Below are 15518 nucleotides of genomic sequence, written 5' to 3' on the forward strand. Positions count from 1 at the left end.
CAAGCCGGGTTCGATGACCATTTAATCACAGGGCGGTGATGGCAGGTCCGGACCTACGTCGCGAGGCGGCGGTCGATCATCAGGAACACCAGCAGGGTCAGGCCGAAGATGATCTGGCGGCCGCTCTCGCCCATGTTGATCGCCGTCAGCAGGCTCACCAGGACTGTCATCAGGATCGCGGCGCAGGCGACGCTGCCGTAGGGCGCTTTTCCCCCAGCCAGCGTGACCCCGCCGATGGCGGCGACGACGATGCTCGTCAGCACATAGGCGTTGCCCAACCCCAGGAACGCCTGCCCGACGTAGCCGGTGAGGAGAAATCCGCCGAGGGCGGCCACCGCGCCGCTCAGCATGTAGGCGACGACGCGGACGCGCACCGTGTTGGTGCCGCTCAACCGGGCGGTGACCGGATTGGCCCCGGTGCGGCAGAGCTGCCGCCCCCAGGCCGAGCGCGACAGCAGCCAGATCGCGATGGCCGCGACCGCCGCCCACAGCAGGGCTACGCTGGGCACGCCGGCGAAGCCGCGGCCGGCCAAGGCCACCAGCGCCGGGCTCGCATTATCCGCCGGATGGGCGAGCGAGACGCCGACGATAAGCGCGCCATCGACGACGCTGGAGAGCGCGAGGGTCGCCACCAGCGGTGGGACGCCGAGCACGGCGACGCCCATGCCGTTGAGAAAGCCGACGCCGAGGCCGGCGCCCACAGCCGCCAATCCGCCGAGCGGCGTCATCAGGTTGCTGCCGGCCATCAGGCCAGCGCCGAGAATGCCGCCCAACGTCGCGACCGCGCCGACCGAGAGGTCCAGCCCCTGGCCACCAGCCGCGATGACGACGGTCTGGCACAGGCCGAACAGCCCGAGGAACGAGGCGATCTTGAGCTGGTTGCCGATCTGGCCGTAGCCCACGAAGCCCGGCAGCACGAGTTCGCCCACCACCAGCAGGGCGATGGTCAGCCCCAGCAGCAGCGCCGGACGCCCGAGAGCAAAGCTTCTCATGCGATGGCCGTCCGTCTTTGTTCGAGCACCATGAAGCCAAGCGCCGCCACGATCACGAGCCCCTTGAAGAACTCCTGCCAGATGCTGGGGATGCCGGCGAAGTAGATGACGTTGGTGACGACGCCGAGCACCAGCGCGCCGATGAGCGCGCCCCAGGGCGTGCCGCGCCCACCGCCAAGCGAGATGCCGCCGATGACGACCGCCGCGACCGAGGTCAGCGTATAGGCGGTGCCGACGCCCGCATCGCCCGACAGGGTCTGCGCCGAGATCGAGATGGCGCCGAGCCCCACCAGCAGCCAGCCGACGAGGTAGGCGGTGAACTTAACCCGTGCCACGCCGATGCCGGCCTGGAAGGCGGCGACGGGGTTGCTGCCGACGGCCACGATCCGCCGGCCCAGCCGATGCCGCCCGAGCACCGTCCAGAGCAGCAATCCGAAGACCACGATCAGCAAGGGCACCGGCAGGCCGAACACGGTGTCCGAGTAGAAGTTGCCGATGACCTCGTCGATCTGCCCGCCCGGCTGCGGCATGAGGGCGAGCGCCAGCCCATACCAGACAGCGCCCGTGGCGAAGGTCGCGATGAGCGAGGGCAATCCGAAGACGGTGACGATGACGCCGTTGACCGCGCCCAGCGCCAGGGCCAGCAGCAACGCGCAGCCCATGAGCCCCCAGGGGCCGCCGACCGCGCTGGAGGGCACCGTCGCCAGGAAGCAGTTGATGAGCGAAACCCCCGCGCCGACCGAAAGGTCGAGTTCGCGGCTCAGCACGATCACCGCCTGCGCGAGGCAGATGAGGATCGTCGGCGTGAAGGTCGCGATGTTGTCCTCGACCGAGGGCAACCCGAAGAAGTGCGGTTGCAACCGGGCATTGAGCGCGATCACCACCACCAGCATGAGCAGGCTCGGGATGATCCCGGCGTGTCGCAGCGCCCGCATCATAACGCGGTTTCCAGGGCCGCGCGCCCGGCCGAACGCCGCCGCCATGATGCGCGGCTCGGTCATCGCCTCGCCGCTCAGGTCGGCGACGATGCGGCCCTCGTACATGACCAGGATGCGGTCGCAATGCAGCAGCAGCTCCTGGATCTCGGAGGCGAAGATGAGCGCCGTCGTGCCGGCCGCCGCCAGTTCGCCGATGATGGAATAGATCTCCGAGCGGGCATGGATGTCGACGCCTTTGGTCGGGTCACTGAGCAGCAGGACCTCGATCTCCGTCGCCAGCCATTTGCCGATGACGACCTTCTGCTGGTTGCCGCCACTGAGCGCCGACACAAGCTGGTTTGGGCCCTCGGTCTTGATGAGCAGCCTGCGGATGGCATCAGCCGCCAGCCGTCCGAGGTCCGCCAGCGGCAGCGTCCAGGGTCGTTTCGTGAGCGCGATCTTCACGTAGCCCAGGTTTTCGCCGACGCTCTCGCCGCTGAACAGGCCCTGGCGCAGCCGGTCGTCCGGCACCAGGCACACGCCGCGCTGGATCATGTCGCGCGGAAGAGACGGCGTCACCGCACCGTCCCGATGCCAGAGCGTGCCGCTTTCGATCCGCCGATGCCCGGCAATCGCCTCCAGCAGCTCGGCCTGACCCTGGCCCTGCAAACCGGCGAGGCCGACGATCTCGCTGCGACGCAATTCCAGGTCGACGCCGCGCACGGCAGTTCCTGATCGCAACCCCTGCAGCTTGAGCACCGTCTCGCCGATCGTGCGCCGCGCCATGGGGCGCAACACGGCGTCGGGGTCGCCAGTCATCAGCGAGAGAATGCGCGCCTCGTCCAGCCGCCCGGAGGTCGTCCAGGCGCCGGCCGTCCGCCCGTTTCGCATCACCAGGATGTCGTCGCAGATCTCCTCGATCTCGGCGAGCCGGTGGGAGATGAAGATGATGCCGATGCCCTGTGCGGTCAGGCGGCGGATGGCGGCGAAGAGCTTCGCGACCTCGGCGGATGCGAGCGCGGCCGTTGGCTCGTCCAGGATCAGCAGGCGCGGGTTCCGGGCGAGCGCGCGGGCGATCTCGACGAGCTGCTGCCCGGCAGCCGACAGCCTTCCGGCCGGGCTGCCGATGTCCATGCTGCTGCCGAGTTCTGCGAGCAGCGCGCCTGCCCGGCGACGGGCCTCCGCGCGGTCGATGAAGCCGCCGGCAAGGCACAGCTCTGCGCCGAGGAAGATGTTCTCCCACACCGGCATGTCGGGCGCGAGGCTCGGGTGCTGATGGGCGATGATGATGCCGCGCCGGGCCGCCGCGTGCGGCGAGGCATGGCGGAGCACCGCGCCCTCCATCTCCATCGTGCCGGCATCGGGCGTCACCTCGCCGGCGATGATGCGCGACAGCGTGCTCTTCCCCGATCCATTGGCGCCGAGCAGCCCGAGCACACGGCCGGGCGCCAGGGTCAGATCGACGCCGTCGAGCGCCACGACCCCGCCGAAGCGTTTGGTGACGCCACGCACCTGGATCAGCGCGGGCGTCGAGGTGCCGAGCGTTTTGGGCTCGGCCGCCGTCGCCACCAGCATGTCAGGTGAAGAGAGCGTCAAGCTGCTGTTCCGAGAACCACTCGGCCAGGAAGTAGCTGTCGGGCTTGTCCTTCATGCCCGCCAGCGTCTGGTCGAGGTTGTCGCGGGTCACCTCCAAGTGGATCGGATAGTAGACCGTGTTGTCCGGTTGCGGCTTGAGCTTGCGGCCCGCCGCGAGACGCACAGCCACGCCGATGGCATTGCGGCTGATGTCGGGCGGATTGGGCTGGGCGAACGCCTGCATGTTGGTGCCCCCGGCAAGTTCCTTCTTCCAGGCGAGCAGGAACGCCTTCTGCGCCTCCGCCGTCATCACCGGGATCGGCCGGCGCGCGTTCTGGAAGGCGCGCAGCACGCCGAGGCCCATGCTGTCCTCGACGAATGCGCCGTCGATCTGCGGTTGCGCGGCGATGACCGTCGCCATCACGTTCTGCGCCTTCGCCTGGTCCCAGTAGCCATAGCCGGACCAGACGATCTCGATGCCCGGATACTTGGCGAAGACATCGTGCGCGGCGCGGCGGCGGGTCTCGGCTGCGGGATTGCCGGGAATGCCGTCCATGACGACGACTTTACCTTTGCCGTTCAGCGTCTTGGCGACCCAGTCCGCGTAGCGGGTCGCCCAGGTGTAGTGGTTCACCGTGATGCTGAGCGCGTAGGGGTTCTTCACCGCCTGGTCGAACGCAATCACCGGAATGCCGGACCGCTTCGCCTCGTTGATGACGCTATCGAGCGCGGTGCCGGAGTTGGGGTCCATCGTGATGACGGAAACCCCCTGCAGGATCATGTTGCGGACATCCTGGATCTGCTGGTTGATGTCTGCGCCCGCCTGCTGGACGATGAGCTTGGACGCCTTCCCCTCGCTCTTGTACATATCGAACTGAGCCTGCGCTCCGGCCACCATCTGGTCGCGCCACTCAGACCCGAAATAGCCGTTCGACAGGCCGATCACGACATCCGCGGCTTGCGCCGGCAGCGCCGAGCCGAGGCCCGCCGCACCGGCGCCGACCGCCGCCATTCCACCCAGAAACTGTCTCCGATCCATTAGCCGTCCGATCCTCCGGTTGTTTTTCTTGTTGTTGTGTTGAGGCTGCGAACGTCAGTCCGCCGCCATCTGCCGGTCCGCCGCGACCCGCCCCTGGAACGACTTATGGAACTGCCCGTCCTTCATGATCGCGAGCAGGGAGTGCCGGTCCTGCAGCAGGCTGAGGTCGAGCAGCGGGTTGCCGTCCACCAGCAGGATGTCGGCGAGGTAACCCGGCGCGATGCGCCCCATCTTCTCGCCCGACTTGCCGACCCAGGCCTCGCCGCCATAGGCGGTGGCGGAGCGCAGCGCTTCCCACGGCTCGAAGCCGAACAGGTTGACGAAGTGCTCGAGGTCGCGCGCCTCGGTGCCGTGCGGCAGCCAGGCAAAGCCGTAATCGCCGAACGGCACGACCTTGATGCCAGCGGCGTGCATCTTCTTCATCACCTTGATGCCTTCTTCAAGCTCGCGCTTGTTGCCGATCATCTCGGCGACATCGGTGGTGATGCCCCAATCCTTCGCCTCGTAGGTGGTGTTGTACCGGGCGGCGATGGCGGGCGAGATGTAGTGCTTGTCCTTCACGCGCTCCAGCATCTCGATGGTCTCGTCGGTGGCGAAGCTGGCGTGGAAGATGAACTCGACGCCGTGCTTGATGCACTGCCGCACGGAACTGTCCGCGTGGGCATGCGCCGCAAGCCGCTTGCCGATGTTGTTGGCGGTGTCGCAGATCGCGGCGACCTCGGCATCCGTCATCGGGTTGTCGTAGGCGGCCATCCGGGGATAGCAGAAGCTGTCGCCGGAATTGTTGAACTTGATGACATCCACGCCCTCGCGGATGAGCATCCGCACGGTCTTGCGGAACTCCTCGGCGCCATCGCAGATGATCGAGATCGACGGGTGTTTCGCATCGAGCTGGTTATCGTCGGCAAGGCCGCCGGTCACGGTCAGTTCGGGCGAACCCGCCAGCATGCGCGGGCCGGGGATCTTGCCGGCGTTGATCTCGTTCCGGATGACGATGTCGAGGCGCGGCTTGGCGGAGGCTGCGCCCATCACCGCCGTGAACCCCATGTCGAGCGCGAGCTTCGCATGATGCATGGTCATCAGCACATGCTCTTCGACCGGCATGGCGGTCAGCGCGGCAACGGATGTTCCGTTGTTGTAGGTCAGATGGGCGTGGGTATTGACCATGCCGGGCATGAGCGTCGCACCGCCGGCGTCCAGCACCTGAGCGCCTTCGGCATTGAGGCTCTCGCCGGGGCCGGATACCGCCTGGATGCGGTTGCCCTGCACCAGCACTTCACCGGGCACCAGCGTCTTGCCGGTCCCTTCGAAGATCATCACGTTCTTGAACAGCGTTTTCGCCATTGTCGTCTCCCGTTTCTTGCGCGGCCAATTCTATTGGTGCCGTCGCCGATGTCCTGACGTTCAGGTCAGGTCCTGATTATCCTACACAGATGCCGCTTCCGGAACACCAAGCGTTACAAGCCCGGTGACTTTTCGCCGAAGACGCTCAGGCATCGCGCTTTCGGCAATCTCGCCGTTTGCCGTCCGCGCATAGGTTTCGGCGGCGGCTAGCAGAGCCGGCGCATCGTCGAGGCCCAGCTGCCCGAAGCGGATGACGATCTTGCCCGGCTCCCGCAATGTCGCCGCGCAGGGCTGCGGGCACGTGTTGAGGCACTCCACCATCCGGACTGCGACGGTGCTGCCGTTTGCGGCCGCCGCGCGCTTCATCGCCCGCGCGAGTTGCAGCCCGGGCGCATCCTCGCCCGCCGCGGGCGGATCGTAACGGTTGCAGGTCGTGCAGATGAATACCCGAGCCACAGCCGCCTATGCCGCCTTGGCGGCACGCTGCCGCGAGTAGAACAGGGTGAGCGCGTAGTTGACTTGTTTCGCCCGCTCGATCGTTGCCCAGTGCCCACAGCCGTCCAGCACGCGGAACTCGGAACCCTCGATGCTCGCCGCCAGCGCCGAACCGGTATCGGGCGGCGACGTGCGATCCTGGTCGCCGGTGAGCAGCAGCGCCGGCCCATGCCACTTCGAGAGATCGGCGCGTGTGAGTGCGGAGAGCGCCTCGCAGGCGCGGGCATAACCTTCCGCCGGCTGCGCCATGATGCTTTCCCGCACGAATGACGCCGCAACGAGGTTGTTCGCCTTGGTGTCGTCCGAGGTGCCCGCCGTCACGATGGCGTCGGCGATCGATGCCATGCCTTCGGCGCGAACTTTCGCGGCGCGGTCCTTCAGGGCCTTGCGAGCGGGCTCGGGCGGTTCGGGAAACGCGCCGACCAGTGCCAGGCTCGCCACCTTGTCCGGATGACGCGCGGCATAGTGCTGGCAGATGATGGTGCCGAGCGAATGACCGCCGAGATGCACCCGTCCGCTGCCGGACTGCTCCACCACCTCGTGCAGGTCGGCGACGAGGCTATCGATCGTCACGTCGTCGCGGACCGGAGTGCGGCCAGAGCCGGGCAAGTCATAGGCCACGATCTTCAGGTCGCGCTTCAGTATCTGCGTCTGCGGATACCAGGTATTGGTGCTGCCGCCGAGGCCGTGAACCAGGACAAGCGTCTCGCCCTGATTGCCGAATTCTTCGTAAAAACGACCGTTGCCAAACGCCATGGCCGTATCTCCCTATTGTGCTGCCATCTGATCCAGGCTGGGCGCCGTGACGGCTGCCCGCCGCACGACATTGCGGAGAATGCCGATCCCTTCGATCTCGACTTCCACCACGTCGCCGTCCGCCAGGAACTTCGGCGGATCGAAGCCGATGCCGACGCCGACCGGCGTGCCCGTGGCGATGACGTCGCCCGGCGACAAGGTGACGCTCTTCGAGATCGCCTCGATCAGCGCGGGCACGTCGAAGATGAGGTCGGCGGTGTTGGAATCCTGGCGGATCTCGCCGTTGACACGGCAACGGATCGCCAGCTTGCTGCCGTCGACCTCGTCCTTCGTCACGATCCAGGGGCCCATCGGGCCGAAGCCGTCGATGCCCTTGCCGAGAAACCACTGCTTGTGCCGGTGCTGGAGGTCACGCGCCGTCACGTCGTTGAGGATGGTGTAGCCGAAGACATGGCGCAGCGCGTCCTCGCGCGAGATCATGCGCCCGCCGCGGCCGATGACGACCGCGAGTTCGGCTTCATAATCGACCGCCGCATCGACGCCCGGCCACAGCGGGATGTCGTCGCCCGGGCCGGTGATGGAACTCGACGGCTTGGTGAAGATGATCGGGTGCTCGGGGATCGCGTCCTCGGGCTTTGCCCCCGCATCGAAGCCGCTCCTGGTGAACTCATGGGCGTGAGCATGGTAGTTTTTGCCGACGCACATGATGTTGTGCGGCGGGTTGGGGATCGGCGCCAGCACGCGCGCGCCTTGCAGGGTGTGACCCCCCGCCGCGGGCGCGGCGGAGGCAGCCACCGGTCCAAAATGTGCGATTGCCGCAACCATGTCGAACGCGATCCGCTCGGGCAACCCCGAGACTGCCTCGTTGAGCGGCCAATAGAGATCGTCATGTGTATCGACGATCGAAACCGTCGGACGCCCTTGGTGCAAGATAGTAGCCAATTTCATTGGTGATCCAATTCTAGACCAATATTCTTGTTTACGCTCCCAATCGAGAACCAAGTTGCAGTCATTGGCTTAGCGGTGTCAAGTCCGCGCCATGACGTCCGACACACATGATAGCGAGGCTGCTCCTCCGACCGAGGGGCCGGCGCGTGGCGATGCCGAGAGCCTGCGAAAGCTGCTCGGGCGCGAGATCGGCTCATCGCGCTGGCGGGTGGGCGACAAGCTGCCGACGGAGCGCGAACTCGGCGAAACCTACGGCGTGGCGCGCAATACCGTGCGGCGTGCGCTGCAGGTGCTGGAGCAGGAGAAGCTCATCGTCCGCCACGTCGGGCGCGGCACCTTCAAGGCCGGGAGCGGGCTGTCGGCGGAAGACGCCTTCCTGCCGAGCGCCGGTTCGCTCAGCCCCGCCAGCGTCGTCGAATGCCGGCTGATCTTCGAGCCGGAGATGGCGCCGCTCGCGGTCGCTCGCGCCACCCCGCTCGATTTTGAACGCCTGGCCGCTTGCCTGAAAGGTGGGGCCGCAGCCGCGAACGTCGAGGAGTTCGAGCATTGGGACGGTGCGCTGCACGAGGCGATTGCGCAGGCAACCCACAACCAGACCATCGTTGCAATGGCGCGCGCGCTCGCGGTCGTACGCACCCGTGGCGAGTGGGGACAGCTCAAGGCGCGGAGCATGACGCCGGAGCACCGCCGCGCCCTCCACAACCAGCATACGACGATCGTGGCGAGCCTGCAGGACCGCGACCGGGACGCCGCGCGCACTCAGATGCGCGAGCATATTCTCTACGTCCGGTCATACATGTTCGGCGAGTGATCGGCTTCGGCCGCCTATTGACAGGCCGCATGTCTCGCGTGCACCAAATTGGCTTCAATTGGTCTGCACCGAACAAGATCAACGGAGGGGAGAGATCATGCGCATCGGTTTCATTGGGCTTGGTTTGATGGGAACGCCCATCGTGCTCAACCTCCTGAACGGCGGATTTGCGGTCACTGTCTGGAACCGCTCGGAGCCGAAGCTGGCGGCGGCGGTCGAGGCCGGGGCCAGCCGTGCCGAAACCATCGGCGATCTCGCCCGCGGTTCGGACATCGTGATGATGATGGTGACGGACGCGGCAGCCTCCGAGGCGGTGATCTGCGGACCTGATGGCGTGCTCGACCACGCGAGGAACGGGACGATCCTCATCGACATGGGCTCGATCGCGCCCGAGATGTCGCGCTCCCTCGCCGAACGGGCGGCGGCGCGGGGCGTGGCCTTGCTCGACGCTCCGGTGACCGGCAACCCGAACGTCGCCCGCGCGGCCAAGCTCGGCATCATGGTCGGCGGGGATGCGGCGGTGCTTGACCGCGTTCGCCCTGTGCTCGAGGCGCTGTCGGCGGTCATCGTCCATGCCGGTCCGTCGGGCGCGGGCTCGACGCTCAAGCTCGTCAACAACCTCATCCTCGGCGTGGCCATCGAGGCGGTGGCGGAGGCGCTGGTGCTCGCCCGCAAGGCCGGGATCGACCCCGACTGCGTGCGGCAGATCACGAGTGTCGGTGGCGCTCGCACCGGGGCCATGGAGACGCGCGGGGCTCGCATGATCGCGGGAGATTTCTCACCCCATTTCTCGACGGACAACATGCACAAGGATCTGTCGACGGCGCTGCGTCTTGCCGACAGCCTGGGTGCCCCGGCGCCCGTAGGGGCCGCGGCGTTGGAGATGCTCGAGACGGCGCGGGCTCAGGGCAAGGGTGCGATGGACTCAGCGGTCGTCTATCAGGTCCTCGCGCAGCTGTCCGGCCTCGACAGTGGCACGGAGCGCTAGAACTGTCTGTCCGAACTCGAACCGCATACTTGGCTCTTCTTCCTGAACCGGCTTACGGCGAAATATTCAGTTCAACGACATTCATCTGGAGCGAGAACCGGCACTCGTTACTGGCGTAAGTCCAGGGGCGTGCGAGGCAGGCCTGTGAGCAACATTGTCATGCCATTTAACGCGCCTGGGCCTTGCGGAGGGTTCGGGGAGGTGGTCCAACCTCCTCATCAAACTCTGGGATAACCGCCATGCAGCACGAAACGCTGACGTATCAGGCCGACAATCTCACGATGAAGAGCGAGCTGTTCTTCGAGCCCGCGGCCGAGCCGCGCGCCGGCGTGCTGGTGTTCCCGGAGGCATTCGGCCTCGGCGAGCATGCGATTTCGCGGGCCGAACGTCTGGCGGCTCTCGGCTATGTGGCCCTGGCCTGCGATCTGCACGGCAACCGCGAGTTGGTCGATGACCTGCAACAGGCGATCGGTCTTCTCCAGCCCATGTACGCGGACCCGTCCAAGACGCGCGCCCGCGCGGCCGGCGCGTTGCAGGCGCTGACGGCGCGCGCCGAGGTCGACGCGTCGCGGATCGCGGCCATCGGCTTCTGCTTCGGCGGCACCATGTCGCTTGAGCTGGCACGCTCGGGGGCCGGCTTGGCGGCGGTCGTCGGCTTCCATAGCGGCCTCGCCACCACGGCGCCGAAGACGGACGCGCGCAACATCAAGGCGCGTGTGCTGGTGTGCATCGGCGCCGATGACCCGCTGATCCCGCCTGAGCAGCGCGCGGAGTTCGAAGCCGAGATGCGCGACGCCGGCGTCGATTGGCAGATGCATCTCTACGGCAAGACCGTCCATAGCTTCACCAACCAGATGGCGGCGAAGCGCAACATGCCGGACGCCATCCGCTACAGCGCGGAGGCCGATGCGCGCTCCTGGGCGTCTTTGCAGGAGCTGTTCTCCGAGACGCTCGCCTAAGCTTCGTTATCGGCCAGTTTCTGGTCGAGTAGCGTTCCGGCGGCGAACCCGGCGGCCATCGCGAGATAGACGGCCGCCATCGCCTGCTTGGACAGGACAAGTTCCCAGCCGGGCGTGAAGCGCTTGGGCGTCGCGCCGTAATCGACGGCGGCGGCGATCGCCGCCATGAGGACAGCGTCCCTCGCCAGCGGCAACACTTTCACCGTCCCGTCCAGCGCGACCCAGCGTGCGAAGAACAGCGCCCAGAAGATGGTCGCGGCGTGATGCGTCGCGTAGCCGGTCCCCGTCCGCTTCAGGTCGGCACCCTGGAAGGCGGCGGCCTGCGGGCCGTGGAGCCAGTGGCTGGTCGCATTGATCGGCTGAAGCGCGCTGCGGCCCTCCATCCGGGCCACAACCGCCAGGGCCACGGTCGACGTGAGGCTGGCGACGGTCCCGGAGACGAGGGCGCTGCGGAGAATTTTCGTGAAGCTCTTCATGAGGCGTCCTCTAGTTATATGGCTGCCTAACGGTTGCCGGACCGGCGCGCCATCATCGGCCGGGGTCAACAATCGGATAGGCGCCGCTGCTCATGCCGCAACACATACCAGATGTGGAAAGACAAACGCTCGCAATGGCGTGACCAGAATTATCAGGAGCAGCGTGCATGAGTGAGATGACCTTGGCTGACGTCTCGAAGGCGATGGGCGAAATCGATTTTGCGATGCTCTCCACGCGGGCCGAGAGCGGGGATATAGCCGCGCGTCCGATGAGCAACAACGGCGACGTGGAATTCAAGGGCGATTCGTATTTCTTCACCTGGGAGCACGCGCATACCGTTGCGGATATCGAGCGCGATGCGCGGGTCGGCTTGTCTTTCGTTGGCAGCAAGGGACTTCTCGGCAAGCCGCCGGTGTTCATCTCCGTCGAAGGCCGTGCGGAACTCGTTCGCGACAAGCAGGCGTTCAAAGAACATTGGGTTAAAGATCTCGATGTATGGTTCAAGGACGGGATCGACACGACCGGCATCGTCATGATCCATGTTCACGCGACCCGCGTACACTATTGGAACGGAATGGACGATGGTGAGGTCGCACTTCAGTCTGCGTGATGGGATCCGCGCCCGGTTGAGATGTACTCAGTTCCGTGTTCACCCTCATCAAGACGTGATGACGCCATCGCGATTATTTTGAACGCGTTTGGACTAGCTTCCCGGCTGAGCGTCACGGCAGCAGCCCGGCTACCGCCTTTCTTCGCGCCGAAGCTGCATCACCGGTGCTCAACAACAACAAGGCAGATCGCTAATGTTCATGCGCATCGATAAGCTACAGGCGGAACTTCCGGAACCGAAGAAGCCGGAGCCCAACGCGGCCGCGGCACTTCAGGAGCTGCTTGGCGGCAAATACGGTGAGATGTCGACGCTCGGCAACTACATGTTCCAGAGCTTCAACTTTCGCAACAAGACCAAGCTGAAGCCGTTCTACAGCCTTGTGTCGAGCATCTTTGCCGAAGAACTTGGGCATGTCGAACTGGTCAGCACCGGCATCTCCATGCTGAACAATGGCCCCGGCGACCCGACGCCTGACGTTGACATATCCAAGGCTCCCTTCGAGGATATGCAGGATGTCCGTCTCGCGGGCAGTTTCCTGAGCAACGGCGGCGGCTCGATGCCGATGAACAGCAATGCCGCGTCCTGGAACATGGACATGGTCACCACGACCGGTAACCTGATCATCGACCTTCTGCACAATTTCCACCTTGAATGCGGCGCCCGGATTCACAAGCTGCGCGTGTACGAGACGATGACGGAGCCCACCGGTCGCGAGGTTTGCGGCTACCTGCTCGTGCGCGGTTCCGTGCATGCCCATGCCTATGCGCTCGCCCTCAAGAAGCTGACGGGCGTCGAGATCGAGAAGATGCTGCCGACGCCGAACATTAATCTCGACCGCGTTCCCGAGTGCCAGAAGTATCTGAACGAAGGCAGCCATCGCCGCCTGTACAAGTTCAGCCCACACGATTACTCGGAGATGGCAGGCATCTGGTCCAACGACGAGGTGGCGCTGCCGGGCGATCCGCCGGGCAAGCTCGAGGTCGTCGACGGTCATCCTGAAGGCGGCAAGATTCCGGAGCTTCTCGGTAATTACGGTGCCTTCGCACCCGACTACGCGCCCGAGGAAATCTTCGACATCGCGACAAAGCTCTACAAGAAGAGCCGCTGACCTAAAGTTAAACCAGCCGGTGACGAGCGCAAGCTCGCCGCCGGTTCGTTTGCCGATCCTACGTCAGGCGCTTTTTATGTTGCGCCGCCAGCGCGAAACCGAAATTTTCGTCCCGGATGCCATCTCGTAACGCGCCGAGCATCAGTGCTTGTTGGCTTGGCGGGGCGAGGCCCCCGATGGGCGGGTCGAGATCGAGATTGGTCGGGAACGCATACCCCTCCGCACAAGCAGCCACCGCATCGGCCGCGCGTTCCATCGTCATCCGTCCGTCTGCCAGCATCGCCTTGAGCACAGGATAGAGCGCTGTGCTCATCCGGGTGCGGTCGACGCTCTCCATGGCGCGTCCGAAAGCGGACGAAACCTGGAGCAGGTTTGCCATGCGCCGCACATCGGCCGAACGGTTGGTGCCGGCCGCGTGGAACAGCGCCGGGTTGAAGAAGGCGGCGTCGCCTTTGGCCAGCGGCAGCTGCACATGGTGCGTCTGGAAATAGTCGCGGAATTCAGGGGTGGTGACAGCCAGATAACCGGGCTCGTAGGCCTGGGAGTAGGGCAGATAGAGGGTCGGGCCGGTTTCCACCGGCATGTCGCAGTGGGCGACCGCCCCCTGCAATGTCAGAACCGGCGACAGCCTGTGAACATGGGCCGGATACCGTGCCATCTCCGTCGGGGTCATGAAGCCGAGGTGGTAGTCGCGGTGCGGCGATTGCGCGTCGCCGCCGGGGTTCACGACATTCACCTGTGAGGTGAACTGGTAGGCCGGACCGAGCCAAGCCTCGCTGACCGCCGCCAGGATCTCGTTGCTGTAGTATGCGGCAAAGACCTCCGGGGCGCGCAGGCACAGTTTCTCGAGCGCGTTCCAAATCCGGTCGTTGGCCCCCGCCTTGGCAAAATGATCGCCGCCGCCGGTGTTCGTCGCGTGCTGTTCGTCGATGATGGTGCGAAACACCTCGCTCGCGGCATCGACGGGGGCGAGATCGGCGAATGCGCGGCGGAGCACGATGATGCCCGGGCCCGTCATCAGGGCCTCGGCCCATTCCGCCAGCAATGCTCGGCGGCCGTCTGGGGTCGCGATGGCGAGGCGCACGGCGTCGCAATCGTAGATGAGGACGCGGGAGACGACCTCGGCGGCAAACGGGTAGTCCCCCAGCACCGTCTCGGTGTAGGTGCAGGCTCTGAGGTCGTCGAGCCAGACGCGGTCGGCTGCGAGATAAACCCGATCCCCGCGCCGCTGGGTGATGTTGTCGGTCTTCATGATCGTTGCTCCCGATTTTGATTGTGGGCTCAGCATAGAGCGGCCGAGGGACGCTGGAAGATCAGAAACCCATCAGAAATACATCAAGCCGCCGGGCCGTTCCGCGCCGCCCTTGGAATGAAGATCTTCCCTCCTCCTTCAAAAAAGAAGTGCTTTCTTCCTGATTCGCGCGCGGTCCCCCTCGCCATGATGCAGCGACTCCCGTAACGATCTCTCATGTCCCGAGACTTCCTGATTAAGGAGATCGCTCTCCAGGCCGGCCTCAGCGTGGCAACCGTTGATCGGGTGATGAATGGCCGTCCCGGCGTGCGGACGCTCACGCAGCAGCGCGTCGCCGAAGCCATCCGCGAACTGGAGACGCAGAACCGTCAGCGCGCGCTGACCGGGCGCAAGTTCATCATCGACCTGGTGATGGAGGCGCCGGTGCGCTTTACCAACGAGGTGCGCGCCGCCCTGGAAGCCGAGTTGCCGACGCTCGAGCCGGCGGTTTTCCGGTCTCGTTTCCACCTTTGGGAGACGCTGCCCGCTCAGGCGATGGCGCAGGCGCTCGACCAGATCCGGGAGACGGGCAGCCACGGCGTCATCCTCAAGGCACCCGACGTGCCCGAGGTGGTGGCGGCCGTGGGCCGCCTGGTCGAGGCGGGCATTCCCGTCGTGACGATCGCGACCGACCTGCCGCATTCCGGCAGGCGGGCCTATGTCGGGATCGACAACCGGGCAGCCGGTGAGACCGCCGCCTATCTCATCGGAGCCTGGCTCGGGACGTTGCGCTGCCGTGTCCTCGTCACGATCAGCAGCAGCCGGTTCCGGGGCGAGGAGGAACGCGAGGCGGGGTTCCGGCAGGCGCTGCGGCGGCGGCACCCGAATATCGGCATCGTCGAGATCAGCGAGGGCCACGGCATGGACCGGGAGACCGTCGCGCTCGCTCGTCAGGCGCTCATGGAGGACCGCATGATCGTGGGCGCGTATTCGATCGGCGGCGGCAACACGGCGGTGCTGGCCGCCTTCGCGGAGGCCGGCCGCGTGTGCATGGTCTTCATCGCGCACGACCTTGACGCGGATAACGCCCTGCTGCTGAAGGAAGGCCGCATCCGCGCCGTGCTGCACCACGACCTGCGGCAGGATATGCGTATCGCCTGCCGCCACATCATGCACGCCCATGGCGCGCTGCGAGAGGTCGAGGCCACGCTCTCCGCCGTTCAGGTCATCACGCCCTTCAACCTGCCGCCGACGTTCGACGGCTGACG

At 65.8% G+C, this 15518-nt stretch carries 15 protein-coding genes; 6 read left to right on the top strand and 9 right to left on the bottom strand.

Translation table 11 applies throughout. The features are described 5' to 3' along the window. Positions 1–53 precede the first annotated feature (53 nt). The 7 genes from ACOEQ1_RS17800 to ACOEQ1_RS17830 all read right to left on the bottom strand — a co-directional run bounded on the left by ACOEQ1_RS17800 (position 54) and on the right by ACOEQ1_RS17830 (position 8066). Entirely contained in the window at positions 54–992 is a 939-nt protein-coding gene (locus tag ACOEQ1_RS17800; protein ID WP_419760560.1) for an ABC transporter permease, read from the bottom strand. Next, positions 989–3505, bottom strand: coding sequence for an ATP-binding cassette domain-containing protein (locus ACOEQ1_RS17805; protein ID WP_419760561.1), 2517 nt, complete (start codon positions 3503–3505; stop codon positions 989–991). The genes ACOEQ1_RS17800 and ACOEQ1_RS17805 overlap by 4 nt, the downstream gene beginning before the upstream one ends. Beyond that, positions 3486–4523, bottom strand: a complete 1038-nt coding sequence (locus ACOEQ1_RS17810) for a substrate-binding domain-containing protein (protein ID WP_419760562.1) — start codon at positions 4521–4523, stop codon at positions 3486–3488. The genes ACOEQ1_RS17805 and ACOEQ1_RS17810 overlap by 20 nt, the downstream gene beginning before the upstream one ends. A gap of 54 nt (positions 4524–4577) precedes the next feature. After that, complete coding sequence (locus tag ACOEQ1_RS17815; RefSeq protein ID WP_419760563.1) at positions 4578–5867, bottom strand: amidohydrolase family protein; 1290 nt, start codon at positions 5865–5867, stop codon at positions 4578–4580. 81 nt (positions 5868–5948) lie between these two features. Further along, positions 5949–6323 carry a DUF1636 family protein gene (locus tag ACOEQ1_RS17820; protein ID WP_419760564.1) on the bottom strand — a complete coding sequence of 125 codons (375 nt, stop codon included), beginning with the start codon at positions 6321–6323 and terminating at the stop codon, positions 5949–5951. Positions 6324–6329: 6 nt separating this feature from the next. Beyond that, positions 6330–7118, bottom strand: coding sequence for an alpha/beta fold hydrolase (locus tag ACOEQ1_RS17825; protein WP_419760565.1), 789 nt, complete (start codon positions 7116–7118; stop codon positions 6330–6332). A 12-nt stretch (positions 7119–7130) separates the two neighbouring features. Next, positions 7131–8066 carry a fumarylacetoacetate hydrolase family protein gene (locus ACOEQ1_RS17830; RefSeq protein WP_419760566.1) on the bottom strand — a complete coding sequence of 312 codons (936 nt, stop codon included), beginning with the start codon at positions 8064–8066 and terminating at the stop codon, positions 7131–7133. A 91-nt stretch (positions 8067–8157) separates the two neighbouring features. Between ACOEQ1_RS17830 and ACOEQ1_RS17835 the strand changes: the two genes are divergently transcribed. The 3 genes from ACOEQ1_RS17835 to ACOEQ1_RS17845 all read left to right on the top strand — a co-directional run bounded on the left by ACOEQ1_RS17835 (position 8158) and on the right by ACOEQ1_RS17845 (position 10824). Beyond that, a complete protein-coding gene (locus ACOEQ1_RS17835) occupies positions 8158–8877 on the top strand; it encodes a FadR/GntR family transcriptional regulator (protein WP_419760567.1) in 720 nt (239 codons plus the stop codon). A 97-nt stretch (positions 8878–8974) separates the two neighbouring features. Next, positions 8975–9865, top strand: coding sequence for an NAD(P)-dependent oxidoreductase (locus ACOEQ1_RS17840; protein ID WP_419760568.1), 891 nt, complete (start codon positions 8975–8977; stop codon positions 9863–9865). Positions 9866–10104: 239 nt separating this feature from the next. Then, the gene (locus ACOEQ1_RS17845; RefSeq protein WP_419760569.1) at positions 10105–10824 is read left to right on the top strand and encodes a dienelactone hydrolase family protein; all 720 of its coding nucleotides are present in this window, start codon (positions 10105–10107) and stop codon (positions 10822–10824) included. Here ACOEQ1_RS17845 and ACOEQ1_RS17850 read toward each other — a convergent pair. Further along, positions 10821–11300 (bottom strand): hypothetical protein, encoded by a 480-nt coding sequence (locus ACOEQ1_RS17850; protein WP_419760570.1) that lies wholly within the window; start codon positions 11298–11300, stop codon positions 10821–10823. The genes ACOEQ1_RS17845 and ACOEQ1_RS17850 overlap by 4 nt on opposite strands. A gap of 167 nt (positions 11301–11467) precedes the next feature. Between ACOEQ1_RS17850 and ACOEQ1_RS17855 the strand changes: the two genes are divergently transcribed. Together ACOEQ1_RS17855 and ACOEQ1_RS17860 are read left to right on the top strand one after the other, a co-directional pair. Continuing rightward, positions 11468–11911, top strand: coding sequence for a pyridoxamine 5'-phosphate oxidase family protein (locus ACOEQ1_RS17855; protein ID WP_419760571.1), 444 nt, complete (start codon positions 11468–11470; stop codon positions 11909–11911). A gap of 199 nt (positions 11912–12110) precedes the next feature. After that, the gene (locus ACOEQ1_RS17860) at positions 12111–13019 is read left to right on the top strand and encodes a manganese catalase family protein (RefSeq protein WP_419760572.1); all 909 of its coding nucleotides are present in this window, start codon (positions 12111–12113) and stop codon (positions 13017–13019) included. A gap of 58 nt (positions 13020–13077) precedes the next feature. Here the strand turns inward: ACOEQ1_RS17860 and ACOEQ1_RS17865 are convergent, their stop codons facing one another. After that, a complete protein-coding gene (locus ACOEQ1_RS17865; protein WP_419760573.1) occupies positions 13078–14271 on the bottom strand; it encodes a phytanoyl-CoA dioxygenase family protein in 1194 nt (397 codons plus the stop codon). A 216-nt stretch (positions 14272–14487) separates the two neighbouring features. Between ACOEQ1_RS17865 and ACOEQ1_RS17870 the strand changes: the two genes are divergently transcribed. Beyond that, on the top strand, positions 14488–15516 hold the full coding sequence (locus ACOEQ1_RS17870) for a LacI family DNA-binding transcriptional regulator (RefSeq protein ID WP_419760574.1): 1029 nt from the start codon (positions 14488–14490) through the stop codon (positions 15514–15516). Positions 15517–15518 lie beyond the last annotated feature (2 nt).

The sequence above is a fragment of the Acidisoma sp. genome, assembly GCF_965199065.1.
Lineage (GTDB): Bacteria > Pseudomonadota > Alphaproteobacteria > Acetobacterales > Acetobacteraceae > Acidisoma.

What these genes read in the sequence shown, in the direction of transcription:
- ACOEQ1_RS17800 (WP_419760560.1), bottom strand. Translation starts at nt 992, where the DNA reads ATGAGAAGCTTTGCTCTCGGGCGTCCGGCGCTGCTGCTGGGGCTGACC.
- ACOEQ1_RS17810 (WP_419760562.1), bottom strand. Translation starts at nt 4,523, where the DNA reads ATGGATCGGAGACAGTTTCTGGGTGGAATGGCGGCGGTCGGCGCCGGT.
- ACOEQ1_RS17815 (WP_419760563.1), bottom strand. Translation starts at nt 5,867, where the DNA reads ATGGCGAAAACGCTGTTCAAGAACGTGATGATCTTCGAAGGGACCGGC.
- ACOEQ1_RS17825 (WP_419760565.1), bottom strand. Translation starts at nt 7,118, where the DNA reads ATGGCGTTTGGCAACGGTCGTTTTTACGAAGAATTCGGCAATCAGGGC.
- ACOEQ1_RS17830 (WP_419760566.1), bottom strand. Translation starts at nt 8,066, where the DNA reads ATGAAATTGGCTACTATCTTGCACCAAGGGCGTCCGACGGTTTCGATC.
- ACOEQ1_RS17835 (WP_419760567.1), top strand. Translation starts at nt 8,158, where the DNA reads ATGACGTCCGACACACATGATAGCGAGGCTGCTCCTCCGACCGAGGGG.
- ACOEQ1_RS17840 (WP_419760568.1), top strand. Translation starts at nt 8,975, where the DNA reads ATGCGCATCGGTTTCATTGGGCTTGGTTTGATGGGAACGCCCATCGTG.
- ACOEQ1_RS17845 (WP_419760569.1), top strand. Translation starts at nt 10,105, where the DNA reads ATGCAGCACGAAACGCTGACGTATCAGGCCGACAATCTCACGATGAAG.
- ACOEQ1_RS17850 (WP_419760570.1), bottom strand. Translation starts at nt 11,300, where the DNA reads ATGAAGAGCTTCACGAAAATTCTCCGCAGCGCCCTCGTCTCCGGGACC.
- ACOEQ1_RS17855 (WP_419760571.1), top strand. Translation starts at nt 11,468, where the DNA reads ATGAGTGAGATGACCTTGGCTGACGTCTCGAAGGCGATGGGCGAAATC.
- ACOEQ1_RS17860 (WP_419760572.1), top strand. Translation starts at nt 12,111, where the DNA reads ATGCGCATCGATAAGCTACAGGCGGAACTTCCGGAACCGAAGAAGCCG.
- ACOEQ1_RS17865 (WP_419760573.1), bottom strand. Translation starts at nt 14,271, where the DNA reads ATGAAGACCGACAACATCACCCAGCGGCGCGGGGATCGGGTTTATCTC.
- ACOEQ1_RS17870 (WP_419760574.1), top strand. Translation starts at nt 14,488, where the DNA reads ATGTCCCGAGACTTCCTGATTAAGGAGATCGCTCTCCAGGCCGGCCTC.